Annotated in this window: 21 protein-coding genes and 3 pseudogenes; 10 read left to right on the top strand and 14 right to left on the bottom strand. The window is 62.9% G+C overall.

Features of this window, described 5'->3' with window-relative positions:
* Positions 1 to 65 precede the first annotated feature (65 nt).
* The 5 genes from NKI25_RS02745 to NKI25_RS02725 form a co-directional block, all read right to left on the bottom strand.
* Positions 66 to 977 carry a DUF930 domain-containing protein gene (locus tag NKI25_RS02745; protein ID WP_352587114.1) on the bottom strand — a complete coding sequence of 304 codons (912 nt, stop codon included), beginning with the start codon at positions 975 to 977 and terminating at the stop codon, positions 66 to 68.
* A gap of 183 nt (positions 978 to 1,160) precedes the next feature.
* Complete coding sequence (locus NKI25_RS02740; RefSeq protein WP_352998094.1) at positions 1,161 to 1,910, bottom strand: glucose 1-dehydrogenase; 750 nt, start codon at positions 1,908 to 1,910, stop codon at positions 1,161 to 1,163.
* Positions 1,911 to 1,957: 47 nt separating this feature from the next.
* A complete protein-coding gene (locus NKI25_RS02735) occupies positions 1,958 to 2,962 on the bottom strand; it encodes a sugar-binding protein (protein ID WP_023677316.1) in 1,005 nt (334 codons plus the stop codon).
* A gap of 51 nt (positions 2,963 to 3,013) precedes the next feature.
* Positions 3,014 to 4,075, bottom strand: a complete 1,062-nt coding sequence (locus tag NKI25_RS02730) for an ABC transporter permease (protein ID WP_023677317.1) — start codon at positions 4,073 to 4,075, stop codon at positions 3,014 to 3,016.
* Between the two features lie 55 nt (positions 4,076 to 4,130).
* Positions 4,131 to 4,871 carry an ATP-binding cassette domain-containing protein gene (locus NKI25_RS02725; RefSeq protein WP_023677318.1) on the bottom strand — a complete coding sequence of 247 codons (741 nt, stop codon included), beginning with the start codon at positions 4,869 to 4,871 and terminating at the stop codon, positions 4,131 to 4,133.
* 443 nt (positions 4,872 to 5,314) lie between these two features.
* Between NKI25_RS02725 and NKI25_RS02720 the strand changes: the two genes are divergently transcribed.
* Together NKI25_RS02720 and NKI25_RS02715 are read left to right on the top strand one after the other, a co-directional pair.
* The gene (locus NKI25_RS02720) at positions 5,315 to 6,748 is read left to right on the top strand and encodes a coiled-coil domain-containing protein (protein ID WP_352998092.1); all 1,434 of its coding nucleotides are present in this window, start codon (positions 5,315 to 5,317) and stop codon (positions 6,746 to 6,748) included.
* A gap of 128 nt (positions 6,749 to 6,876) precedes the next feature.
* Positions 6,877 to 8,438: pseudogene (locus NKI25_RS02715) on the top strand (serine hydrolase).
* A gap of 29 nt (positions 8,439 to 8,467) precedes the next feature.
* Here NKI25_RS02715 and NKI25_RS02710 read toward each other — a convergent pair.
* Positions 8,468 to 9,403: a hypothetical protein gene (locus tag NKI25_RS02710; protein ID WP_352998090.1), complete on the bottom strand. Its 936-nt coding sequence runs from the start codon at positions 9,401 to 9,403 to the stop codon at positions 8,468 to 8,470.
* A 290-nt stretch (positions 9,404 to 9,693) separates the two neighbouring features.
* Here NKI25_RS02710 and NKI25_RS02705 point away from each other — a divergent pair, with 290 nt between their 5' ends.
* Positions 9,694 to 10,134: a lipid-binding SYLF domain-containing protein gene (locus NKI25_RS02705; RefSeq protein ID WP_352451439.1), complete on the top strand. Its 441-nt coding sequence runs from the start codon at positions 9,694 to 9,696 to the stop codon at positions 10,132 to 10,134.
* 18 nt (positions 10,135 to 10,152) lie between these two features.
* On the opposite strand, the gene NKI25_RS02700 is transcribed toward NKI25_RS02705, so the two are convergent.
* Positions 10,153 to 10,785, bottom strand: a complete 633-nt coding sequence (locus NKI25_RS02700) for a TetR/AcrR family transcriptional regulator (RefSeq protein WP_352998088.1) — start codon at positions 10,783 to 10,785, stop codon at positions 10,153 to 10,155.
* A 712-nt stretch (positions 10,786 to 11,497) separates the two neighbouring features.
* Here NKI25_RS02700 and NKI25_RS02695 point away from each other — a divergent pair.
* Genes NKI25_RS02695 through NKI25_RS02685 form a run of 3 tightly spaced genes read left to right on the top strand, consistent with a single transcriptional unit; the run spans position 11,498 to position 15,281 of the window.
* The gene (locus NKI25_RS02695; protein ID WP_031211962.1) at positions 11,498 to 11,983 is read left to right on the top strand and encodes a (2Fe-2S)-binding protein; all 486 of its coding nucleotides are present in this window, start codon (positions 11,498 to 11,500) and stop codon (positions 11,981 to 11,983) included.
* Positions 11,980 to 12,963 (top strand): FAD binding domain-containing protein, encoded by a 984-nt coding sequence (locus tag NKI25_RS02690; protein WP_352998086.1) that lies wholly within the window; start codon positions 11,980 to 11,982, stop codon positions 12,961 to 12,963. Before NKI25_RS02695 ends, NKI25_RS02690 begins: the two co-directional genes overlap by 4 nt.
* A complete protein-coding gene (locus NKI25_RS02685) occupies positions 12,960 to 15,281 on the top strand; it encodes a xanthine dehydrogenase family protein molybdopterin-binding subunit (RefSeq protein ID WP_352998084.1) in 2,322 nt (773 codons plus the stop codon). Before NKI25_RS02690 ends, NKI25_RS02685 begins: the two co-directional genes overlap by 4 nt.
* 232 nt (positions 15,282 to 15,513) lie before the next feature.
* Here NKI25_RS02685 and NKI25_RS02680 read toward each other — a convergent pair whose 3' ends face one another.
* Positions 15,514 to 16,524, bottom strand: a complete 1,011-nt coding sequence (locus NKI25_RS02680) for a zinc-dependent alcohol dehydrogenase family protein (protein WP_352636049.1) — start codon at positions 16,522 to 16,524, stop codon at positions 15,514 to 15,516.
* Between the two features lie 105 nt (positions 16,525 to 16,629).
* On the opposite strand from NKI25_RS02680, the gene NKI25_RS02675 reads away from it, so the two are divergent.
* Positions 16,630 to 17,559: a LysR family transcriptional regulator gene (locus NKI25_RS02675; protein ID WP_352998082.1), complete on the top strand. Its 930-nt coding sequence runs from the start codon at positions 16,630 to 16,632 to the stop codon at positions 17,557 to 17,559.
* 174 nt (positions 17,560 to 17,733) lie between these two features.
* Here NKI25_RS02675 and NKI25_RS02670 read toward each other — a convergent pair whose 3' ends face one another.
* Both NKI25_RS02670 and NKI25_RS02665 read right to left on the bottom strand, forming a co-directional pair.
* A complete protein-coding gene (locus NKI25_RS02670) occupies positions 17,734 to 18,504 on the bottom strand; it encodes a slipin family protein (RefSeq protein WP_023680344.1) in 771 nt (256 codons plus the stop codon).
* Positions 18,501 to 19,892: an NfeD family protein gene (locus NKI25_RS02665; protein WP_352998080.1), complete on the bottom strand. Its 1,392-nt coding sequence runs from the start codon at positions 19,890 to 19,892 to the stop codon at positions 18,501 to 18,503. The genes NKI25_RS02670 and NKI25_RS02665 overlap by 4 nt, the downstream gene beginning before the upstream one ends.
* Positions 19,893 to 19,980: 88 nt before the next feature.
* Between NKI25_RS02665 and NKI25_RS02660 the strand changes: the two are divergent.
* Positions 19,981 to 20,070: pseudogene (locus tag NKI25_RS02660) on the top strand (HAD family hydrolase); the annotation flags it as partial.
* Positions 20,071 to 20,170: 100 nt separating this feature from the next.
* Here NKI25_RS02660 and NKI25_RS02655 read toward each other — a convergent pair.
* The 4 genes and pseudogenes from NKI25_RS02655 to NKI25_RS02640 form a co-directional block, all read right to left on the bottom strand.
* A complete protein-coding gene (locus NKI25_RS02655) occupies positions 20,171 to 20,458 on the bottom strand; it encodes a hypothetical protein (protein ID WP_352472174.1) in 288 nt (95 codons plus the stop codon).
* Positions 20,459 to 20,475: 17 nt separating this feature from the next.
* Positions 20,476 to 21,117, bottom strand: coding sequence for an RES family NAD+ phosphorylase (locus tag NKI25_RS02650; RefSeq protein ID WP_352998078.1), 642 nt, complete (start codon positions 21,115 to 21,117; stop codon positions 20,476 to 20,478).
* Positions 21,118 to 21,465: an antitoxin Xre/MbcA/ParS toxin-binding domain-containing protein gene (locus NKI25_RS02645; protein WP_023680350.1), complete on the bottom strand. Its 348-nt coding sequence runs from the start codon at positions 21,463 to 21,465 to the stop codon at positions 21,118 to 21,120.
* Between the two features lie 146 nt (positions 21,466 to 21,611).
* Positions 21,612 to 21,809, bottom strand: a pseudogene (locus NKI25_RS02640) (pseudouridine synthase); the annotation flags it as partial.
* 137 nt (positions 21,810 to 21,946) lie between these two features.
* Between NKI25_RS02640 and NKI25_RS02635 the strand changes: the two are divergent.
* A complete protein-coding gene (locus tag NKI25_RS02635; RefSeq protein WP_245274855.1) occupies positions 21,947 to 22,456 on the top strand; it encodes a hypothetical protein in 510 nt (169 codons plus the stop codon).
* Entirely contained in the window at positions 22,446 to 23,774 is a 1,329-nt protein-coding gene (locus tag NKI25_RS02630) for a tetratricopeptide repeat protein (protein WP_352998076.1), read from the top strand. The genes NKI25_RS02635 and NKI25_RS02630 overlap by 11 nt, the downstream gene beginning before the upstream one ends.
* Positions 23,775 to 23,784: the final 10 nt, after the last annotated feature.

The following is a 23,784-nucleotide window of genomic DNA, read 5'->3' as shown; positions in this document are numbered from 1 at the left end:
CGCGCGAAGACATCGCCGGCCGGATTTGATGGCGCCGGCCAGCCAGCCTCCGTGGCCTCGACCACCTATTCGGCGGGCAACCCGCGGCGCTTCCATTCGCTGCGCGGCACCGGATCTCCGACACGGAAGGCGAAGGAAATGACTTTCGTCGCGTCCGGATCGACCTCGCAACGATAGCTCAAATCGTACCACTGCCCGTTGGCACGGAAGGCGGTCCTGGGAACTTGCATGATAGTGCCTTCCTTCAGCCTGAATGAACGCAAGAGGTCGGGAAAATAGGGGGGCGAGGCGCGGCGCAACTGTTCGCGCAATTCCGTGAGGCAGAGCTGACCGATCCGCACGGGGCGGGGTATATTACCCATTGCGCTTGTCGCTATCGGATCACCGGTTGCTGCTTCCGAGAACAACGTCTTGGCTTGCTGAAGCTTCAAGGGTTTTTGCTCCTTGGCGACGTTCGCTGGCTTGGGCTTAGGCGGCGCGGATACGCCAGGCGGCGGAGCCGAGACTTTGCCGCCGACCGCGGTCACGTCCGGCGCCTGTGCAAGGTCCTGTTTATTGGGATCTTGCGGCGCTGGCGGTTGTTCCGAACCATCCTCCGCACTGTTGCCGTCCAGAGACTTGCGAGGACCGGCGTCCTTCTCACCGAATTCGAAGACAGCTCTCTGCGCGGCGACCTCACGGCTCGTCGGCGTCTCGACCTTGGCTTCCGGCTGCTTTTCCGGCTTGGGCGGTTCAGCGGGGGACGGAGGTTTGGTTTTTTCCGGCGGTTTAGGGGGCGGCACAATATCCACTGCGATGGGCTGCTCCTTCTGCGGCTGCGGGGGCGACAGCGGCAGTGCGGACAAAAGAAGCGCGGCGGCGAGCAAATGCACGACCGCGGAGGCAGGCAAGGCCCACCCGAATACCCGGCGCTGATCCCTTATGTCGTCTCTCATTGTGACCGGTGTGTGGAATGAAATATTGGCGGCATCAAGCATCGATGCCGCCGGACGTCGAAATAACCCGTTGCGAATCGAAAGTCGGCGGCTGCAATACGGCGCGCCATCCAATCGTGTGGCGTCGGCGTCCGTGCAGGGGACCGGGCCAGCAGCGCATGCAGCAAGTCGTCATTTCAGGCGGCTAGCAGGCACGCCCTGCCGGCACGGTGTCGCCGGTTGAAATCACAGGGAAACCGATAGCCCGCCGTCAACCGCCAGCACGTGCCCGTTGACGTAAGCGGCAGCGTCGGAGGCGAGAAACACCACGGCTCCGCCGAGCTCCTCAGGCTGGGACGAGCGGCCGGCGGGGGTTCGTGCCTCGACCGATTTGGTGAAGGGCTTGTCGCGCATAAGTGCTGTGTTGAGCTCGGTGGCGAAATAGCCGGGGGCGATCGCGTTGACGGTGATGCCGTGACGGCCCAGCTCAGCGGCAGTGGAGCGTGTCAGCCCGTGCAGGCCCGCCTTTGCCGCCACATAGGCGTGAATGGTGGGACGGCCAAGGATCGCTGCGACCGATCCGGTGTTTATTATGCGCCCGAACTTGTTTGGCAGCATCAGGCGCACCGCGTCGCGCATCATGCGGAAGCAAGCCGACAGATTGACGGCAACCACATGGTTGAAATCCTCGTCCTGCCATTCGACCAGCGGTTTCCGATGCTGGATGCCGGCGTTGTTGACCAGAATATCGAGGCGGCCGTGGCGTTCGACGATTCCTTCGAGCGACGCCCTTGAGATCGCCGCGTCGGTGACATCGAACGGCAGGGCTTCTGCACCGATCCTTTCGGCGGCCGCGGAAAGGGCGGCCATGTCGCGCGCATTGACGATCACCGTCGCGCCGTTTTCCGCAAGTGCCTTGGCCATGGCAAAACCAAGACCACGCGAGGCACCCGTGACCAATGCGACACGGCCCTTGAGCGAGAACAATTCCGGCATTGAGATCCCCTATGAAAAGGGCGGGAGTTTCCTCCCGCCCAAAAGCACTATTTGGCGACGCAAGTGTCGGCTGTCTCCGGAGTGCAGACATCGAGGCCCGTGTAGGTCGGGTCGGCCGGCGGAGCCTTGCCCTCCTTCATTTCCTTCAGCGCCATCATCGTCTTGTAGCCCATCTCGAACGGCCGCTGGCCGACCTGGCCAAGGGAGAAACCTTCCTTCATCTGGTCGATCTGTACCGGAAGCGTGTCGGCAACGACAAGGGCCAGGGCTTTCGAGGCGATCTTGTCCTTGTACGGTGCGACCGCGGCGCGGTTGGCATCGGGAATGAACTGCGGGAAGCCACCGGTTGGGACGAATGCGTCGAGGTTCGGGTTTTTCGCCATGATATCCTCGAACTGTTGCACCGAAAGCGGGAAATCATCGTTGGTGTAGAGCGGACAGCCTTCGATTTCGGTCCAGCCGTTCTGGCCCGTCAGCCGATCCCCGGGCGAGGCCGCCGATTTGGTGCCCGAAAGTGTATCGCGAATGCCCTGCATGCGCTCGTTGTGGTTGGCCGCCGCGGCGCCGCCGGACTGGATGCAGATCGTGCCGCCTTTGGGCTTGATCTGCATGACAAGCTTGGCGAGGTTCTCGCCGATCTCATAATTGTGCGTGCCGATATAGGCGACGCGCAGATCCTTGTTTTCGGGCAGGAGGTCGGAATCCCAGGTGAGGACCGGGATGCCGGCTTCCTTGGCGGCCTGCAGCGCAACCGCCATCGCCGCGGCGTTCGATGGCGACACGGCGATGCCGTCCACCTTCTTGGCCACGAGATCCTGTACGATCTGTACCTGCTCGTCGCCGCCGCCATGCTCGCCGGGGCCAATATACATGCACTCCACGGCGCCATTGGATTCGGCTTCGGCCTTCTTGCAGCCGTCGCGTGCCTGGTCGAAGAAAGGATTGTTCATGTTCTTCGGCACCAGGGCGAAGGTGTATTTCGCCTGGGCGCCGGAAACGGCGAGCACCATTGCGCCAAGCGCCACGGCGGCCGTCAGCAGATGTTTTTTCATGTGACGTTCTCCTCCTGGGTGTGATCCCGCAAGCCTCCCGCCGGCGGGTTTCTAGCGGCGTTTTTTGGGCATCAAGACTGCCAGCGACGCGGCGAGAATCGATTTGCCGCCGGTTTGCATGCCCAAAAGAACCGCAAGAACGATGAAGGCGCCGACGAAGGCACCCTGCCAGTTTGAATCGATGCCGGCCATCAGCAGCGCATTCCTGATCACCTCGAGGAAGGCCGAACCGATGATCGCACCGAAGGCCGTGCCGGCGCCGCCCATGAGGCTGGCGCCGCCAATGACTGTCGCGGCGATAACGCGCAGCTCGTAGCCTTGGCCCATGGCATTGATGGCCGAGCCGTTATAGCCGAGGAGCAGGAGCGAGGCGAGCGCGGCGGTGAAAGCCGAGAAGACATAGGCCTGGAATTTAATCCAGTTGACCGGAACGCCGGTGAGCCGTGCCGCCTCCTCATTGCCGCCGATGGCGAAGAGATGCCGGGCCCAGGCTGTGAAGTTGAATACGAAGCCGACAATCAGGGCCAAGATCACCATGGTCCAGAATTGTGACGACAGTTCTGGTATCCAATGCGGTGCCCAGTCGTTCGGACCATGCCGCGGCCATTTCCACTGACCGATTGCCTTCACGATCGGAGCATCGGGCCCGAACTGGTAGAGCATCTGGTTGGCCGAGAATACGACCGCCAGCGAGCGCGCGACGGACAGCATACCGAGGGTGACCACAAAGGACGGCATCCCGACATAGGCGACAAAGAATCCGTTGACCGCGCCACAGGCCAGACCGGAGAAAAGGCCCATGGCGAAGGCGACGTACCAGGGATAATGCCAGGTGAGGAACAGGCCGGCGACGATGACCACGAGACCCATGACGGAGCCGACCGACAGATCGATACCGCCGGTGATGATGACGATCGTCATGCCGAGGGCCATGATGCCGAAAGGTGCGAAATTGCGCGTCACATTGGCGACGTTTTCAGAGGTGCCGAAGCTCGGCTCCATCGCAGTCATCAACATGACGAGCGCGATGAGCGCGATCGTCACCCAGAAGGGCTGACTTGAAATCACACGTTGGAGAACTGTTTTTTCCTTGGTCGGGACGAAATCCGACATGGCCGGCCGGCCATGTTCTTCGACTGAGCCCTGAACGCCAACTGACTCCTGAACACTATTCGCCACGGATGGCCCCCGTTATCAGTCCAGTGATTTCCTCGGGCGATGTTTTGTCAGCTGGCTTGTCGGCAACTTTCGAGCCCCGCCTGAGGACGATAATGCGATCTGCCACGGCGAACACGTCAGGCATTCGGTGACTGATCAGCATGACGCCGACTCCTTGTGCTTTGAGGCGTCGGATCAGTTCGAGTACTTCCGCCACCTGGCGCACGGAGATGGCGGCCGTTGGTTCGTCCATCAGCACCAGCTTAGCATTTGAAAGCCGGGTCCGCGCGATGGCGACCGCCTGGCGCTGCCCACCCGACATCTTCCTGACGAGGTCGCGCGGCCGGGTTTCCGATTTGAGTTCCTTGAACAGCGCTGCCGAGCGATCGATCATCGCCTGCTTGTCAAGAATCCTGATCGGCCAGAAGCCTTTCTTGATCTCGCGCCCCAGAAAGACGTTCTGCGCGGCCGTCAGATTATCGGCGAGCGCCAGGTCCTGATAAACAACTTCGATCCCCTTGGCGCGGGCCTGCACGGGCTGGTGGAAGTGGCACACCTCGCCCTCGACTACAATTTCGCCGTCGCTCGGAGGAAAATTCCCGGCCACAGCCTTGACTATCGTCGACTTGCCGGCCCCGTTATCCCCCATCAGACCAACGACTTCGCCTCGCTCCACCTGGAAGCTGACGTCAGTCAGGGCCTGGATAGCCCCGAAATTCTTGGAGACGTGGCGAACCTCAAGCACCGGCATCGCGGTCCTCCCGGGACAACATTTATCGGTCTTGTCCCTGGTCAATGCACAGCAGCTAATCAGCGAAACGTATTCAACACAATCATTTATTAGGTCAGGCCTCCCGGCCGTAACGCGCCTCGTCCGAGTGTGACTTGTAGCTGCTGCAGAGCACCGAGGCGCTCGGCCGATCCTTACAACAGTCACCAGACGATCCTCAGGCTTGCGCCGCTTCATATCCGTTTCGGGTGAAATGAGTGGGCATTTTGCGAGCGGTGCCAACGCCTCGGGTATGGAGCGCGGCAGAACATGTCATTCAAACACACGAGGACAGTGGCCAAGCCTGTCCCTAGCGTGCGTCGGCCAGAGCGCACGTCAGGAGATGAACCCGCATTCGGGGGAGGCGAGGGTCAAGTGTTGAAAGTCCGCTCCTTAACGGCGCTGCACGAGAGGGATATTCGGTCATGAATTTCAAAGGTTTGATCAAGCGTGCCGAGACTGTGGAGAGAGCGTTCAAGGAGCTCGAAACCGATTTGGCGGATGCGTTTAGCGAATGTCTCAACGTGGACGATCAGTCGCCGTTGAACGACGTCACTGTGCCGGATGAGACTGTGTCGGATGAGAATCTCGCGGCAACGGATGACAGCTCGCAGCTCGAGGCCAATGCGGACGCCTTCGAGACCGCACGACGGCTGTCCCCCCATACGCAAACCCGGCTGGCTGCCTTAAGTGCGGTCGATGGGCTCTTTCACGACGCGCAGGAGTATCTGGGGGAGATCAATGCGAAACTGTCGGAGATCGCGACCTCGCATCATCTGACGGGCGAATTCCTGAAACTGCTCCACGGCGACATTCTTCGCGCCAACGAATTGGAGCTGGCAAATACCGGCCTGACCGCGCAGCAAAGAGTGCTGTCCGAACAGCTCCACGAAGCGACCAGAAAGCAGCGCGAGCGCGACAGCGCTATCGAGGCCCTGCAGCAGCACGAGGCGAGCCTGGTCGAGGACAAGGAAGCACTTCGCGGCGCGCTGGCTGCAGCAAGGCTGGAACTCGTCGTGGCAGGCAATGCGAGCGCAAAACGCGAAGCCGAGTTCGGCGAGCTTGTCAAAACGCTCTCGGCCAGAGCGGTCGAGGCCAACAGACGCTCGCGCGAGAACGAGATGCTGCGGGAGAAGCATGTCAGTCTGTCGATCGATCTCGACAAGGCGCTGAAACGGGAGGCCGAGGCGCGGCACAGGCTGGACGAACTCTCGACTATCCATGCCAATGACGCCGCGCAGGTTTCGGAACTGCTGGCCGCGCTTGGCAAGAGCGAGAAAGAGGAAATGCGGCTGCAGAAATCGCTCGATATGGCGCAGACGAAGCTGTCGGAAATGACGGAAGCGGCCCGCATCAGGGACGGTGACAGGGAAGCCGAACTTGCACGCGGTGTCGCGGAGATGACCGGCTTGCGTTCTGAAATCGAGGACCTTCGATCGCGGCTGGAGGCCGCCTCCAACCAGAACAGCGAAGCCGCCAGCGAGATCGCCAGGCTCAAGGCCCAAGCGAGCGACGCGGTGGCCGAAAAGCAAATTGTCGAGCAAAAATTGTCTGCTCTCACGAAGGAGAGCGAAAACGACAAGATGAACCTTTCCGCAATCAGCGCGAATTTTTCGCAGCTTTCCCTGCAGCAGGCTTCCGAACAGATACAATTCGACGTCCAGAGGCAGGAATGCGAGGATCTGCGAGCCGAAGTCGCGTCGCTTCAAGCCCGGGTCAAGGAACTGTTGCCCTACGAGCGGCTCCACAAGGTCACCAACGCCAGACCGCGTGAAGACGGCGTGGTCGAGATCACCGCCGCGGTGGCGGAGAAGGCCCGCGCCAGCAGGCGGCGCCTTCGCCTGCGCGCTGCATCCTAGCTCAGGCGCGGCTGTCTGAAGTTCGACTGGTGCGAAGCGAACATCCGTCGATGGAAGCGATCGTTGGGGCTGGCCTCCCCTGCGTCAGGCTGCAATAGTGGACGCCGGTGAGGCGGAGGGGGCTGAGCATGCGGCTGTTCACAAACCGGAATCACCTCCGGTGGAGGATGTTGGCCTTCATCGCCCTCATTACGCTTTTGCCGAAGGCGGCGTCGGCCGATACCATTCCACCCGACAGGATCGCCGCGGCCCTTGCGAAGCTCGAATTGCTTGCCGAAGGCGTCGTCGCGGATGGTAGCGTGCCCGGTCTGGCCATCGGCGTCGTGCACGGCGACGAGGTGATCTTCCTCAAGGGGTTCGGGCATCGCGAAGCCGGAAAACCGGAGATCGTCGATGCTGACACGGTCTTCCAGATTGCCTCGCTCTCCAAGCCGGTCTCCGCCACCGTCGTGGCGGCGCTGGTCAGCGACGGGATCGCTTCGTGGGATTCCAAGATCGCCGACCTCGATCCGGCTTTCCGGCTCGCTCAGCCCTATCCGACCAGCGAACTCACGGTCCGCGACCTGTTTGCGCACCGCAGCGGGCTTCCCGGCACCGCCGGCGACGACCTCGAGGACATCGGCTATGACCGCGCGGAGATCCTGCGCCGGCTGCGGTTCGTGTCGCCGTCATCGAGCTTTCGTGCGGGCTATTCCTACAGTAATTTCGGACTGACCGAGGGTGCCGTCGCGGCCGCGAAGCCGACAGGCAAATCATGGGAAGAGGTCGCCGAAGAGAAGCTCTACCGTCCGCTTGGAATGGCCTCGACCAGCTCGCGTCATTCGGACTTCATCAAGCACGCCAACCGCGCCGAGCTCCACGCCAAAATCGATGGCGCCTGGGCAGCGAAGGTCCAGCGCTATCCGGATGCGCAGGCGCCAGCAGGCGGCGTCAGTTCCACCGCACGCGACCTCTCGCAATGGATGCGCCTTGTGCTCGGCAACGGGGCCTACGCCGGCACGAGACTCATTGCCGCCGATGCGCTGGACCAGACACATATTCCCTTGACGGCTCGTGGCAAGAATCCCGTCTCCGGAGGCGAGGCCTTCTACGGCCTCGGCTGGAATATCGAATTCGGCCGGCACGGGCTGATCTGGGGTCATGCGGGCGCCTTCAGCGCCGGTGCACGCAGTCTGGTGATGCTCTTCCCCGAGGAGAAGCTTGGCATCGTCGTCATCGCCAACGCCTTTCCGACAGGCGTGCCGGAGGGGCTGTCCGACAACTTCGCCGATCTCGTTTTCGACGGAACGCTGGGGAAGGATAAGGTAAAGGCATGGAATAATATCTATGCGAGCATGTTCGGCCCGGTGATTGCGGAGCCAAGGCCACCTATGCCGCGCCGCCCTCTCCAGCAAGTCCGGCCGAGCCGGCCAGTGCCTATGCAGGCCGTTACTTCAACGACTTCTTCGGCGAAGCTATTGTGTCGGGCGAAGGAGACGCTCTTGTCCTCAAGGTCGGGCCAGCCGGCGCGCGGTCCTATTCACTGAAGCATTTCGACCGCGACCTCTTCGTGACCTTCCCTGATGCCGAGATGCCGGACAGGCCCACGGCCGTCAGCTTTGTCGTCGGCCCCGACGGCAAGGCGTCGGCCATGACCGTCGAATTTCTCAACGACAATCATCTCGGTACGCTGCAGCGCGTGGGAGATTAGCCACCGGCGATCAGGGAGCCTTTGCCGGTTCAGGATGCCGGGCCGAACCGGAGCAATTTGAAGCAATCGCCGCTGCCCGATGTCGCCTGCGTCAGGAAGGGTTTCGACCGGTCGAGCCATTCCTGGTGCGATCTGGCATCGGCTTCGATTTCATTGGCCGGTGCAAGCTTGACGAAGCCGCGCCCCGTGCTGAAAAGCCAGCACGCGCGGCCGAGAAACCGCCTGCTGCGCTGGCGCAGGAGATCGGCATCATAAAAGACGTCGAGCACCTCCTGCTTGATCTTCCGCTCCTTTTCGGGATTGGCGATCGCAACCTCGATCGGCTCGCCGCCGATCGCATCCTGCAGGTCCTTGTAATCCAGGGCGATCTGGGTGGTGGCATATTTGATGTCGCTCTCGTCCCGGACGATGTTGAACCATAGCGTTGGGTTGAGCTCGTTGACGACGAACGATGCTTCGAAATCGCGCGACAGATTGAGAATATCGAACCCCTGAACATCGACGTCGCGCTCGACCAGAAGGATCTGCGAAACCTGCTTGGCGAGCGCCGTTCCGTGGGCGCTGACGGCGGCATTGCTTCCGCCGAGTTCCGGACTGACATAGGCGCCGCCATCATCCAGCAGCGCGTCGAATTCGCCGAGGGCCTCCACGACAGCGCTGCCGCGGGCAACACGCGCCGCCAGTTTGGCGAGAACCTGCTGGAGCTCCGCTTCGCGTTTGCGCTGGTCCTGATAATTCTGCTGGAAAAAGAAGATGAACAGGGACACGCCAATCCCGATCAGGATCACGCCCAGCTGCGAAAAGATATTGCGATAATATTCCAGCAGCTTTTCACGATGGCGTACGTCGTCACGCACACTGTGCGCCACGCGAAGATTGACGATCAGCGAAACGACCAGGAGCCCGGCACCGACCAGGATCAGACCGCCGATCAGCAGGTAGCCATGGCGTGAGTTGAAGTCCATTGCTTTGCCGCGCTCCCCGAAACCCCAGACGGGCGCAGACTAATACCATTCCGCTTCAATACACATACGTTTCCTAGGAACGCCGGCGACAGATCCCCGCTGGTCGGCCACTGTTCTTACAGCCAGGACTATGCTCGCCATCCGCCTCGTTTCGTGGCGGTCTTCTCGCGGCCGGAATTCAGGCCGCGTGCTTGGAACCAATGAGGGGCGAGACTGTTCAGCTATGACTTTGATACGACGCCGACGTGCCCGGCCGGCTGGGCATGCGGCGATCTTGAGGAGTTCTCATCATGAAGATTTCGTCCAGATTTCGTTCAGTCGCAGTTGCCGTCATCGCTGCGGCGGCAGTTAGCTTTGCCAGCGTCGCGCATGCCGACAGCGGTACGATCCGCTTCGCCGTCTACAAGGCGGCCTTTTTCATCGGCGGCTCCGGAGGCGAGGGCACACTGACCTTCCATGGTCGCCGATATCCCATCTCGGTCGGCGGCATCTCGGGCGGCCTCGCCTTCGGCGCCTCCAAGACCTATTTCAAAGGTACCGTGCGCCACATACGCCGCGCCCGGGATGTGACGGGGGTGTACGGTGCAGCGGGCGGTGGCGGCGCGCTCGGCAAAGGAGCCCAGGTGATCGTCATGACAAATGACAAGGGCGCCCAACTCGAACTCACGGGCAGGCAGGTAGGCCTGCAAGTCAATGCCGATCTCAGCGGTATGAGCATCTCGCTGAAATAAGGACAGTCACTGCATTCGTTATTCCTTGGATGGGTCGGATTTGGCCGCTCCAAACCGCAGCCCATCCATCAGCAGCGACACCAATCGGCGCGAGCGGTCGCGCCAGTCCTTGGTGTCCGGGGCCGAATAGATGCCGCCCAGCGCATGCAGCACGTCGGAGGCATCGACATCGCCGCGGATCGAGCCGTCGGCGACCGCGGCATCGATCAGCCGCCGCAAGGCGAACGTCACCCTGCCGGAAACGTCGGAGAACAGGGTTGAGTTGGTCGTGAGCAGGATGCGCAGGCTTGTCGACAGCCCGCGCTTGGTGGCGATGTAGTCGACGAAGCGCTGCATCCATTGTTCGAGCGCCATGTCGGGCGCATGATCGCGGGCGAGTTCGTCGGCCGCCTGGCACAGTCCTTCCACTTCGCGCCGATAAACCACCTCGACCAGGTGCTCGCGGGTTGGGAAATGCCGGTAGAGCGTGCCGATGCCGACGCCGGCCTGGCGCGCAATCTCCTCCAGCGAGGCATCGACGCCTTGCGCGGCAAAGGCTTTTGCCGCGACCTCGACCAGCGCATCGCGGTTGCGCTGCGCGTCGGCGCGCAGTGGTTTTGCAACGGCGGCTTCGGTTTTGTCTCCAGAAATGACGGGCGGCTCCGCGGCCAATTTTTTCTCCAGTGCTGATCCGAAGCATACCCGGATAGGCAGGCCCCGTTTCAAGAACGCAGACGCTTCCACCTTCGTTACGTCTCCGACAAATATAATCGCAAGTAAATATAATCACAGGATCGAGTCTGGGCCGGCGTTCCGGCAGGCGAGGCATCTTGCCCGCCTCCGGTGCACGGCCGGTGGATGACGGCCGGTGGATGACGACGGAGGATATTTCCTCGCGGCCGGCACTCCTCATCTGTTCGGCCGATGCCGTGGGGCAAAAATGAGCCCACGTTGAGCACGATCCCCTCAGGATCATTGGACTGTCCTGCCCCTACAGACAGTTCAGAGAGCACCACCGGCTTGGGCCGGTGGTGCTTTTTTGTCTCCAGGCATGACGGCTGGCTGCCTGCTCTCCAATTTTGATCATTTTCGATCCTGGGCTTGAACAGGGCGGAGCAGGCCCTTAGGTAATAAGCGGAGGCGCCTCCGATTGTGGAGCGCCTTTCTCATGTAATCACGGGATCGGGTATGTCACGTCTTTCGACCTCGCAAGCCGCAGCCCTCCCGGAGTTCGCACCAAGTCGAACCGCCCCCCTCTGCCCTGCCGGGCATCTCCCCCGCAAGGGGGGAGATTAGCTCACCTAGCCATAAGCTGATCTTGCCGCTCGCCGGCCGGGCACCAGATCATCCCCTCCCGCGTCAAGCAACCGGAGCCAGACGCCCCATGACAAGCAAAACCCGAACTCCAATCCAACTTCGAATCAACGGACATCGACATGAGCTGGAGGTCGAACCGCGCGTTACCCTGCTCGACGCCTTGCGCGACCATCTCGGCCTGACCGGCACCAAGAAGGGCTGCGACCAGGGCCAGTGCGGCGCCTGCACCGTGCATATCGACGGCCAGCGCGTGCTGGCCTGCCTGACGCTTGCCACTCAGGCTGAAAGCAGGGACATCACCACCATCGAAGGGCTTGCCGGGGAGGATGGCACGCTGCATGCGGTGCAGGCCGCCTTCCTCGAACAGGATGCCTTCCAGTGCGGCTATTGCACGCCGGGCCAGATCATGTCGGCGGTCGCCTGCATTCGCGAAGGCCATGCCGGCTCCGACGAGGAGATCCGCGAATACATGGCCGGCAATCTCTGCCGCTGCGGCGCCTATCCGCATATCGTCGCCGCCGTGCGCCAGGCCGCCGTGGAGGCCGCGTCATGAGGGACTTTTCGTATCTCCGCGCCGGCTCCGCCGATGCAGCCCGTGAGGCAGCAGCACTTCCCGGCGCCATGCTTTTGGCCGGCGGCACGACGCTTGTCGATCTCGCGAAATGCGGCGTTGCCGAACCCGAGACCGTGGTCGACATCACCCATCTCAAGGGACTGGACACGATTGCCGTTGATGACCGGGGCGCCACGATCGGCGCGCTGGCCAGGATGAGCCGCGTCGCCGACCATGCCGATATCAAGAGTCGGTTCCCCGCCGTCTCGGAAGCATTGTGGCAGGCGGCGTCGGCGCAGCTGCGCAACATGGCGACGATCGGCGGCAATCTGATGCAGCGTACGCGCTGCCCCTATTTCCGCGATCCGGCGAATTTCCCCGCTTGCAACAAGCGCTCGCCCGGCAGCGGCTGCTCGGCGATCGGCGGGGTCACCCGCGGCCATGCCGTGCTCGGCACCAGCGAGGCCTGCATCGCCACCTATCCCGGCGACCTGGCGGTTGCACTCGTCGCCTTCGACGCAATCGTCCATCTCGGTGACCGCCAGGTCGCCGTCGATGATTTTTTCCTGTTGCCGGGCAGCACGCCCGAAAGGGAACATGCGATCGAGCCCGGCGAGATGATCACCGCGATCAGCATTCCCGCTTCGGCGGCCGCCCGCCGCTCGACCTATCTCAAGGTCCGCGACCGCCAGTCCTATGAATTCGCCGCGGCAAGTGCCGCGGTCGGCATCGAATTCGAGGCCGACGGAAGGACAATTCGCGATCTGCGCGTCGCGCTTGGCGGCGTCGCCACCAAGCCATGGCGCGCCCTTGCCGTCGAAGAGGCGCTGAAAGGCAAAATGCTCGAGCCGGAGGTCGTCAGGCAAGCCAGCCTGCTCGCCGTCGAGGGCGCCGTCGACCATGACGTCAACCACTACAAGATCGAACTGGCGCCGCGCGTCGTCGCCCGCGCCATCCTCAAAATGGGAGAAACGGCATGACCGTTCACGAGTTGAGAACAAGACCCGGCGATGCCAAACGCGGCGACGCTTCGGACGGTGCCGTCCTCCCCGATCAGGTCGGCGGCCGGCTGTCGCGCGTCGACGGCCCGGCCAAGATCACCGGTGCTGCCAAATACGCCGTCGAGCAGCAGCTCGAGGGGCTTACCCATGCGGTGCTGGTCGAGAGCACCATTGCCGCCGGCCGGGTGCGTTCGATCGACACGGCCGCGGCCAAGGCGTCGCCCGGCGTGCTGCTGGTGCTGACGCCCGACAATATCCTGCCGCTGAGAACCGCAACGGACTGGCTGGGTACGCCGCCGCCGGACGTCGCCTATTGCCCGCTGGCGCGCGACATCACCTTCAGCGGCCAGCATGTCGCGGCGGTGGTGGCCGAGAGTTTCGAGCAGGCGGTCGCGGCCGCAGCGCTGGTCAAGATTGCCTATGACGAGGCGCCGGCGATCGTCGACCTCAGCGATCCAAAGGCCGGCGACGGCATCCCCGTCGATGCGATGACCAAGGAATGGGGCGAGGCGGAGACAGCGTTCGCCTCGGCTCCGGTCAGGATCTGCAACGCCTACAACACGCCGCGCGAATACCAGGCGCCGATGGAGCCGCATGGCCTGATCGCAAAGTGGCAGGGCGACCAGCTGACGGTCTGGGAGCCGAGCCAATGGCTCGACGGCATGGCGCGGACCTATGCCGAATGGTTCGGCGTGCCGTTCGAGAATGTACGACTGGTCTCGCCCTATATTGGTGGCGGCTTCGGCTCCAAGGCGTTTGCCTATGGCTACGGCGCTGTAGCGGCAGTCGCCGCGAAAATGCTGGGACGGCCGGTGAAGCTGGCGGTCACCAGGCCGCAGACCTTCACCGCCTATGGCGGACGGGCGGCGACGCGCCAGACCGTGGCGCTCGGCGCCAACGCGGAGGGCCAGATCCAGTCGATCGTGCATCGCGGCGTCAACGAGACCTCGGTCGACGGCATGTGGGTCGAGCCGCTCGGCTCGGTCACCTCGGTCATGTACGCGACGCCGAATTTCTCGTCGCGGCAGAACGTCGTGCGGGTCAACACGGTGGTGCCGGGGGCATTGCGCGCGCCGGGCGAGAACCCGAGCGCCTTCGGCATCGAAAGCGCCATCGACGAGCTCGCCTATGAGGTCGGTATCGATCCGCTGGAAATCCGGCTCAGGAACTATGCCGAGCAGGATCCGCATGCGAAGAAGCCGTGGTCGACACGGCAGCTGCGTGAGGCCTTCGCGGCCGGCGCCGAAGCCTTTGGCTGGTCGAAGCGGAACCCCCGGCCGCGTTCGATGCGCGACGGCAACCAGCTGATCGGCTGGGGTGTCGCGGCAGGCACCTACCCGGTGCGGCGCGCCTATGGCGAGGCGGTCGTGCGCATTCTCGCCGACGGCTCGGTCGAGGTCGAAAGCTCATCGATCGACATGGGGCAGGGCACCTACACGATCCTGGCGCAGACCGCCGCCGAGGTGGTGGGCGTGCCGGCGGAAAACGTCGTCGTCAAGCTTGGCGATTCCCGCTATGCCCGTGCCGGCGTCACCGGCGGTTCGCGGCTGGCCGGGGTGATGACCGGCGCCGTCCACAAGGCGGCGAGTGCCGCGCTCGACCAACTGATCGGGCTCGCCATCAGCGATCCGGCTTCGCCGTTCCATGCACTGCAGGCCAATACGCTCGTCGTCGCCAATGGCCGCATCGCTTCACCGCGCGGCAACGGCCCTGAAGTTTCCATCGCCGAACTGCTCAGGAGCGTCGGGCGCGAGCATATCGAGGCGAAGGGCGACACCATGCCGGCCAATTCGACGGTCGAGGACCGCTACAAGAACTACACCACCATAGCCATGGCGCTGCCGCACACCGAGGGCGACTATTCCCGCCACAGCTGGTGCGCGCATTTCATCGAAGTCCGCGTCGACGAGGACTTTGGCACGGTTCGCGTCTCCCGCGTGGTGTCGGCGCTGGATTCGGGCCGGCTCTACAATCCCAAGCTCGCCGAAAGCCAGTGGAAGGGCGGCATCATCATGGGCATCGGCCAGGCGCTGCTCGAGGAAGGCATCGTCGACCGCCGCCACGGCCGCATCGTCAACAACAACCTCGCCGACTATCTCATCGCCACCAATGCAGACATTCCCGACATCGAGGTGATCTCGGTCGGCATTCCCGATCCGCATTCCTCGGTGCTGGGCGGCAAGGGGGTCGGCGAGCTGGGCATCGTCGGCGTGGCGCCGGCGATCGCCAACGCGGTATTCCACGCCACCGGGAAACGGGTGCGGGATCTGCCGATCACGCTGGAGAAGCTGATTTAGGCGGAGGCGGTAGAACTGCCAATCCCCTCTCGTGGGGGAGATGCCCGGCAGGGCAGAGGGGGGCGTGAAGGATCGCCGGCGTTCAGTTCAACTTGATGAGCTGAGAACCTCACGTCGGTGCGCGAACTGCTATTGCCTGATAGGCTGGAGGGAGAGCGCCCCCTCTGTCCTGCCGGACATCTCCCCCACGAGGGGGGAGATCGGCAGCTTCAACGCCGCTCCTTTTTCAGGCTCACCACGACAGACTGAACGCGAGCTTGCCGAAATGCCGGCCGCCGGCCGCCATGTGGGCGTAGGCCTCGGTCGCCTGGTGCTGGCCGTAGACCGTGTCGATGACCGGATCGATACGGGCGGCGCCGATTGCGCGCGCCGCGTCGCGCAGGTCGGATACTGAACCGGTGTTGTTGCCCACAACCTTGAGTGCCTTGATGATGATCGGCAGCAGGTTCGTGGTGGCCTCGGCGCCGGTGACGAAGCCGATGGCGAACACCGTGCCGCCGGGCGCCGCGGCATTGATAGAGCGGGCGAAGGTCGCCGCGCCGCCGGTTTCGACGATCAGGTCGGCGCCGAGCCCGTCGGTCAATTCGAGCACCTTGGCGTCCCAGTCCGTTGTTTCGCGGTAGTTGATGAGGTGATCGGCACCCAAAGCCTTGGCGCGGGCCAGCTTTTCGTCCGACGACGAGGTGATGATGACCGTGGCGCCGGCTGCCTTGGCCAGCTGCAGGGTCAGGATCGAGACACCGCCGGTACCGAGCAGGACGACGACCGACCCCGGCCCGGCATCGGCGGCGCGAAGCGCATTCCACGCGGTGGTGCCGGCGATCGGCAGCGTCGCTGCCGCTTCGAAGGACAGATGCGCCGGCATCGGCACGACGGCATTGGCCGGCAGCGCGACATATTCGGCGAGCGAGCCGGGCAGCGTCAGCCCGCGCATCTCTCTGGTCTCATAAGGCCGCGGACGGCCGCCGATCCAGCGCGGTTTTGCATGGGCGATGACGCGGTCGTTGATGGCGAGCCTCGACACGCCCTCGCCAATGCCGACGATCTCGCCGGCGCCGTCGACGACGGGAATGAGCGGAAAGCTCGGACCTGGATAGTTGCCGCTCGCTATCGCGACATCGACAAAATTGAGGCTTGCGGCGCGCAGGCGGATCAGCACTTCGCCGCGCTGCGGTTCAGGCGTGGGAACGGTGGCCGCGCGAAACGCGTCCAGTCTCGGGGCAGTCAGTTCGATCGCTTTCATGTCTCGCTCCGGTTGATGGCCGATTGACGGGCCGGGATTGAGTGAAACTAGCTGCTGCGCTATTGGTGTATAATCCTTGGCTTTTACATTTGAGCTCTGCGCCTGATGCAGCAATCGCACGAACCGGCAGCATTGGTCGAAATGGCCGCCTTCGCGGCAATCGCCGAAGCACGCTCCTTCACCAAGGCGGCTGCTCGCATCGGCCGCGACGCGACGATCCTGTCGCGGCGCCTTACCTCGCTGGAAGAGCGGTTGGGCGTGCGCCTGCTGCACCGGACGACACGAAGCGTGTCGCTGACCGAGGCGGGTTCGGAATTTCTCGTCCGCGTCCGCACCATCCTGGCTGCGGTCGACGAGGCCGAGGCTGTCGCGTCGGCGCATGCCGGCGGCGGGCCGCGCGGCGTGCTGCGGCTGGCGCTGCCCGGCTCGTTCGGGCGCATGTGGATGGGCCCGCTGCTGCCCCAGTTTCTCGCCGAATTTCCCGACGTTCGTATCGAGGCCGAGTTCTCCAACCGCTTCGTCGATCTCGTCGCCGAGAATTTCGATGTCGCCGTGCGTCTCGGCGCGCTGGAGGATTCGCGGCTGGTGGCGCGCAAGGTCGCGACACGGCGGCGGCTGCTGTGCGCCGCGCCGTCCTACTTCGCCCGCCGGGGCACGCCGACTGCGCCGGAGGCGCTGCTGGAACACAGCTGCCTGGGCTTCTCGGGTTTCCAGACCTTTCCGGCCTGGGAGATGACCGACAGCACGGGTCGCCGCGTCAGTATCGAGGTCTCCGGGCCGCTGGTCACCGACGACGCCGAGGTGCTGGTCGAAGCCGCCGTGCAAGGCGTCGGACTGATGATGAGCACGGATTGGCTGGTCGGACGCGAACTCGCCGACGGCCGGCTGGTGCCAGTGCTGGAGGACTGGACACTCGCCGATGAAGGCGCGGTCTATGTCGTCATGCCTTCGGCCAAGGGGCAAGCCGCCAAGACACGTGCCTTCGCCGACTGGATCGGCAAACGCTTTGCGCCGGTCCCGCCGTGGCGGAGGTGAGGGTGCTGATCTCCCCCCTTGAGGGGGAGATGTCGCCGAAGGCGACAGAGGGGGTCGCGGCGCGTGGAGCGTCAGCGCCGTCTCTCGTAGAGGAAGGCGTCGGCGATCTATGTGAGACGACCCCCTCTGGCCGCTTCGCGGCCATCTCCCCCTCGAGGGGGGGAGATTACGCGCTCAGCCGCCTCCGCCTCCACCACCCTGCTTGATGAAATGACCGAGCAGATCCATCGGCACCGGAAACACGACCGTCGACGAGCGCTCACCGGCGATGTCATGGAGAGCCTCGAAATAGCGTAGCTGCATGGCCTGCGGTGCTTCGGCCAGCATCTTGCCGGCCTCGACGAGCTTTGCCGCCGCCTGCTGTTCGCCGTCGGCATTGATCACTTTCGCACGCCGCAGCCGTTCCGCCTCGGCCTGCTTGGCGATGGCGCGGACCATGTTCTCGTTGAGGTCGACATGCTTGATCTCGACATCGGAGACCTTGATGCCCCAGGCATCGGTGCGCTGGTCGAGAATCTCCTGGATATCGCTGTTGAGCTTGTCACGTTCGGCCAGCATTTCATCGAGCTCATGCTTGCCGAGCACCGAGCGCAACGTGGTCTGTGCCAGCTGGTTGGTGGCGGTCATGAAGTCTTCGACCTGGATCACCGCCCGCTCGGCGTCGACGATACGAAAATACAGCACCGCGTTGACCTTCACTGAGACGTTGTCGCGCGAGATCACGTCCTGCGGCGGGACGTCCTGGACAACCACTCGCAGGTCGACCTTCACCATCTGCTGCACGAAGGGGATGAGGATGATAAGGCCGGGGCCCTTGACCCCGGTGAAGCGGCCGAGCGTGAAGACCACGCCGCGCTCATATTCCCGCAGGATGCGAATGGCCGCGGATAGGAACATGACCACGACGAGCGCTGCTGCCAGATAGGCCACATAACCGATGATCATTGCCTTGCTCCATCGCTTCTCACATTGCGGCGCCGTATCGTCAGCACAAGATCCCTGACATCGGCCACCTCGACGCTGTCGCCCACAGCAAGCGGTTCGTCGGCTTTTGCCCGCCAGCGCTCGCCCCGGGCGAGCACGTGGCCCTCGCTGCCGTGCCAATCGAGGACCTCCGCCGGCAGCCCCTGCATGGCCTGTGCGCCAACACGCGGAACGTTCTTGCGGGCCGCCCACAGATAGCTGCCGGTCAACAGCGCCAGGCCGAGCGTCAGGACGGCGGCGGTGCCGATAACGGCCCACGACATCTCGAAGCCGGGCCCCTCGATCCTGAGCAACATGGCAGCGCCCAGCAGAAACGCAGCCACGCCTCCCAGCCCAAGGACCACAGTCGGGTTCAAGGCTTCGACGACCAGGAAGATGATGCCAAGCAGCATCAAGGCAAGGCCGGCATAGCTGATCGGCAGGAGATTGAGCGCATAGAGTCCGAGCAGAAGGCAAATCGTGCCGATCACGCCGGGCGCGACCGCGCCCGGGCTCGTGAATTCGAAGACGAGGCCATAGACGCCGACCAGCATCAGGATGACGGCGATGTTCGGGTCCGTGATCACGGCGAGAAGCCGGATGAGCCAGCCTGGCTCGAGCGTTTCGACCGGCAGTCCTTTCGTCGCCATTGCCTCTTTTTTGCCGACGATCTCGACTGTCCGGCCGTCGGCCAGTTGAAGCAGTTCGGTGGTGTCGCGGGCGACGAAGTCGATGACATGCTGCTGCAGTGCCGCGCCGGCCGACAGGCTGGCCGCCTCGCGCACGGCCTTTTCTCCCCATTCGGCATTGCGCCCGCGCAATTCAGCCAGGCTGCGGATCAGGGCAACGGCGTCGTTCGTCGCCTTGGCGATCATCGCATCGCCCGCGGGTGCGTTCTTCTTGTCCTTGTCCGCCTCGGGGCCATCGTTCTTGCCGCCGGGAAACGATGGCAGCGGCCCGCCCATCTCGATCGGCGTTGCCGCGCCCAGATTGGTGCCGGGCGCCATCGCCGCCAGATGGGTCGCGTAGAGGATGTAGGTTCCGGCGCTCGCTGCGTGCCCGCCGGCGGGTGCGACATAGCCGATGACGGGAACCGGCGAGGCGAGAATGCCGGCGATCATCTCGCGCATGCTGGTGACCAGCCCGCCGGGCGTGTCCATCTGCAGGATGAGAGCCTGGGCATTTCGGTCCGCGGCCACCGCCAGCGCTTCCTCGAGCTGCCTGGCACTCGCCGGACCGATGGCGCCGTCTATCTCGACGCGCAGCACAATTTTCTCCCGGCCGTCCGCCTCTCCGGTTGCGGAAGAGGGACAAACGGCCGCAACAGCCACGAAAGCCGCGGCAAGCAGGACCGCACGCGCGAGTTTCACGCTCAAAGCTCCACATCTAGGAATATGGGCTGGATTTTGCCGAAATCCATGACGCGGCGCGCGGCGGGTGACGCATCGCACGGTCCTGCTGAATGTCGGCCTGCTCAGCGGCGGCTACGGCACCGAGGAGCTCCGCCAATCGGGCGCGTTTCGCGTCTATGAAGATTCCGACGACATGCCGACGAAGTCGGCGGCCGCACATGAAGGCGACCGGCGGGCTGTCGCCGTCATTCGATCACACCTATGTTTTGCGCATTGGAGCCATCTCTGGCGGGCTTCTATTGCGCGGCGTCCTCCTGGATTGTCTGTTCCTGGATTCGGGCGGGTGCCCCGAGACACTGATCGTAGCCGATGGTGCAATTATTCAGACATTCGTTGCGCCCCTGGATGGATTTGACGCTGTTGTAGTCGATCGGCACAGCCTGGCATTTCTTCTGGCACGCCTGGTCCTTCTCGGCGCAATTCGTGCCGTGGCCCTTAGGGTACTTCTTCGTGGTCGCTTCAGCGTTCAATGGCAAGACGGCCAGCAGCGCCAGCAGCGTCGGTATCAGTCGGAGCATACGCATGGATCCTCCCTTGCGCGTTAGACCTCTGCACTTGGAGGCAATGTTAGCGCGCCACTTCCGTTGGCCGCATCACCCGTGCGGGGGATGGATGGCAGCGGGGCCGCCGCTGCCCAGGCAATTTCCCCGTGATCGGTTCTGATCGTCATCGCTCCGGCCGGCAGCCGATCACAAAACGCGACGACGTTCAGGCAATCATATCGCGCGCTGGGCACGATCAGACCGTCATAATCGAGGAAATGCGCGGCCTCGCCGATGTCTTGCGACCTCGGATATTCGGCGTGCTTTTCCTGATACGAAAGCTGCCCGTAGCGCGCGGTGTCGAGGCCAAGGGTCTGCAAGGCTGCCAGGTCGAGCAGTCTGAGCGTCCGGTCCAAAGCAAGATCGATCTCGAAGAGATTGTATCTGACGCGCGAAGGGATCACTGGCTGCCCCCGCGTCAGGTGGAATCTCATCTCGCTCAAGGCACCTTCGCGCTCTTGCGAGGTGTAGAGCACGTCGAACGTTCCATCGTCCCAACGGCCGCCGGAGCTCGAGCACTGGATCGGGCTGCGGCCCTGGCGCACCACACGCCAAACCGTCCCGGAGTATTCGACCGGAACCATTTCCTCGATAGCATCGATGAGCCGACTGTCTCGTCTCATCCGCCCGGCGATCGCCAATTACAGAAAGACCTCGTTCTCAAGCCGGTCGATGACTTTGAGCACGTCGAGGGCGCGGTCGTCGTGAATGAGATCTATCGCCCTTTCACCGTTCAATTGCGGGTGGCGAGCGTAAAGCCAGGTGCGGATATCGCTTGGCTCGTAGAATTCCTGCAGTCGGCCGACGATATAGTGCAGGTCCGACAGAATGAGCTCGCTGCGCGGCTGGGGCTTGATGTCGCCGGCCTTCCACCTCGAAACCGTGGCCTTGGACACGTCGGTGATGTTTGCAATATCGGTTCCCTTGAGGCCGCCAAACGTACCCAATTCGTCCAGGAACCTGGGGACCGCCCGCAACGCCGTGCTCATGCTTTTCTCTCCGGCTGCCGAGCCGCTTCGCGTCGGACCAGCCCTTCAATTGCGCTGTCGCATTTCGGTTTCATAAAAGGAAAATATGAAACAGGAATGTTAATGTCAATCACCCGTTCGGTGCGAAGGCCCCTGGAGCCAGCACTTCAGGCCTGAAGTAGCGCCAGCTCTTCCGCGCTCAGATGGCGTGCCTTGCCTTTGGCAAGCTCGCCGAGCTGCAATTGGCCGATCGCCACCCGCACCAGGCGCAGCACCTCGATATCGTAGGCGCCAAGCAGCCGGCGGATGTGGCGGTTGCGGCCCTCGTCGAGCACGATCTCCAGCCAGGCGGTGCTGGTGCCGCTTCCACTCGATCGAAAATCAATCGCCTGAATTGCTACAGCGCCCTGGTGTCGCCGGTAATGCCACGGGACAATTTGTTTTGTATAGTCCTTGATGCCACGTGGCCGACGATGGTTCGATGACTTGGGAAGGGAAGATCATGCGAAGCGGATTGGCGAAATTCGTCGTGGCGGGTTGCGTCGCCGCTCAGGTCGTCCTGCAAGCGGCGCAGCCGGCGTTTGCCGCGCCGTGTGGCTGGACGGCGAAACTGGAGGAAGAGGAGGGCGGCAAAGTGCTGATGGCGTCGGTCTGCGGCGGATCGAATGGCGGCGCCCAGCTGACGCTGGCCTGTTTCGGCAAGCCGACGCTGAGCTATGATTTGGGCGACAGCGGTCCGCAACTGGAACCCGGCATCGCTTCGTTCGCGTTCAAGGCCGGCGGCAAGGCGGTGACCAAGACGCTTCAACTCGAAGAAATGTACAACACCTTCACCGTGGAATTGAGCAGCACCGACCCGCTGTTGGCCCTGCTGCGCTCCAAGGGCGAGGTCACGGTCGCCTCGGGCAAATATGGCGAGAACAGCTTTCCGCTTGCCGGCTCATCCGCCGCCATCGGCAAGGTGCTGGCCCAGTGCGGCAAAGCCAAGGCTTCTTCCGACAATGACAACTGATGAACCCCTTACATTTCAATTTGAATCGCGCGAGACGTTGGTTGCGAAGATAGAGCGTGATCCCGCTAACCTCGATCCCTGGACAGGGCTTGTCGAACTGGAGGCCGAGGAAAGCAGCCTGGACACCGCGGTGTCGGTTCTCTTGCGGGCAATTGATGCTGTATCCGACAGGGAACAGCTTTGGCGATTTGTCGACAATTTTGTCTGGTTTTGCGGAGTTGCCGAAGGGCCGACTATGGCTTTGAGCGAAGCGAGCGTCCATGCCTTCTACGAGCGGTGGAAAATCGATACGCACCGTAGCGCGCAGACGAGCCTTTTCTTCGCTCAGCAGTTCAAGAAGCTCAATCTCCCTGACTTATGTACCGAGAACGTTACGCGCGCAGAGGGCGAGGTGCACACCGGGCGGGACTATATCCTGCTTGCCTTGTTCCTGCGCGACAAAATGGAAACGCCGCAGCTGGCTTTGGCCGCCTTGCAACGGGGAATAGCCGCGCACCCGCGCAACGCGATCATCTGGGATTGCGTTGCCGACACACACCGCCTTGGGAACTCGGCGCGGGAGATCGCGGAATCCACCTATCAGTCATTCAAGCAATGCCGCCTCGATGCAACCACAGAAGATGCCTGCGTCGCCTGGGCATCGTTCGGTCAGATGCTCGATGCAATCGGCAACTATTTATCGGCTGAAGAGGCCTATCGCCAGGCAATAGAAATTGATCCGCGCTATCGCTGGGCGACAGGGAAGTTGTCGGGACTGCTACGTCGCCGGTTGGCCCGCTACCATGAAGCTGAAAAGCTTGCACTGCGGTGCGTTGAAATCGATCCGGAGCACGCATGGTCGTGGTTCAATCTCGGCTTTGTCTATCATCATCATCTGGCCCGTTTCGCCGACGCCAAGGCGGCGTATCGACGCGCGATTGAACTCAAGCCGGATTATGTCAAGGTGTGGGAAAATCTGGCAGCTCTGATGGCGTTCGAAACAGACACGCCCACAGAGGCTCAAAAGGCGTTCGACAAGGTGTTCGGACTCTCGGGCGTTTCAGCTTGGACCTATAATCAATACGGTATTTTTCTTCGCGAATTGACGGACCGGTACGACGAGTCAGAAAAGGCGTTGTTGCACGCGATCGAAATGGAACCGACCGAGTGGTCCCATAGGCTCGCTTTGGCGGTCCTGTATGAGAAGCGCTTGCTGAGGTTCGAGGAGGCTCGCAAATTTCTACTCGAAGCAAAGGAACATGGTGCTCCGATTGACAATATCGATTATCGCTTGGCCTTGATTGCACAACGCCGTCGCCCTCTGAAGGTAGTCAAGTAAAGGAACGGCC

This window comes from Mesorhizobium sp. M0808, from assembly GCF_040320025.1.
Lineage (GTDB): Bacteria > Pseudomonadota > Alphaproteobacteria > Rhizobiales > Rhizobiaceae > Mesorhizobium.
Note: the sequence above shows the minus strand (reverse complement) of the source record. Positions and strands in the feature narration are given on the sequence as shown.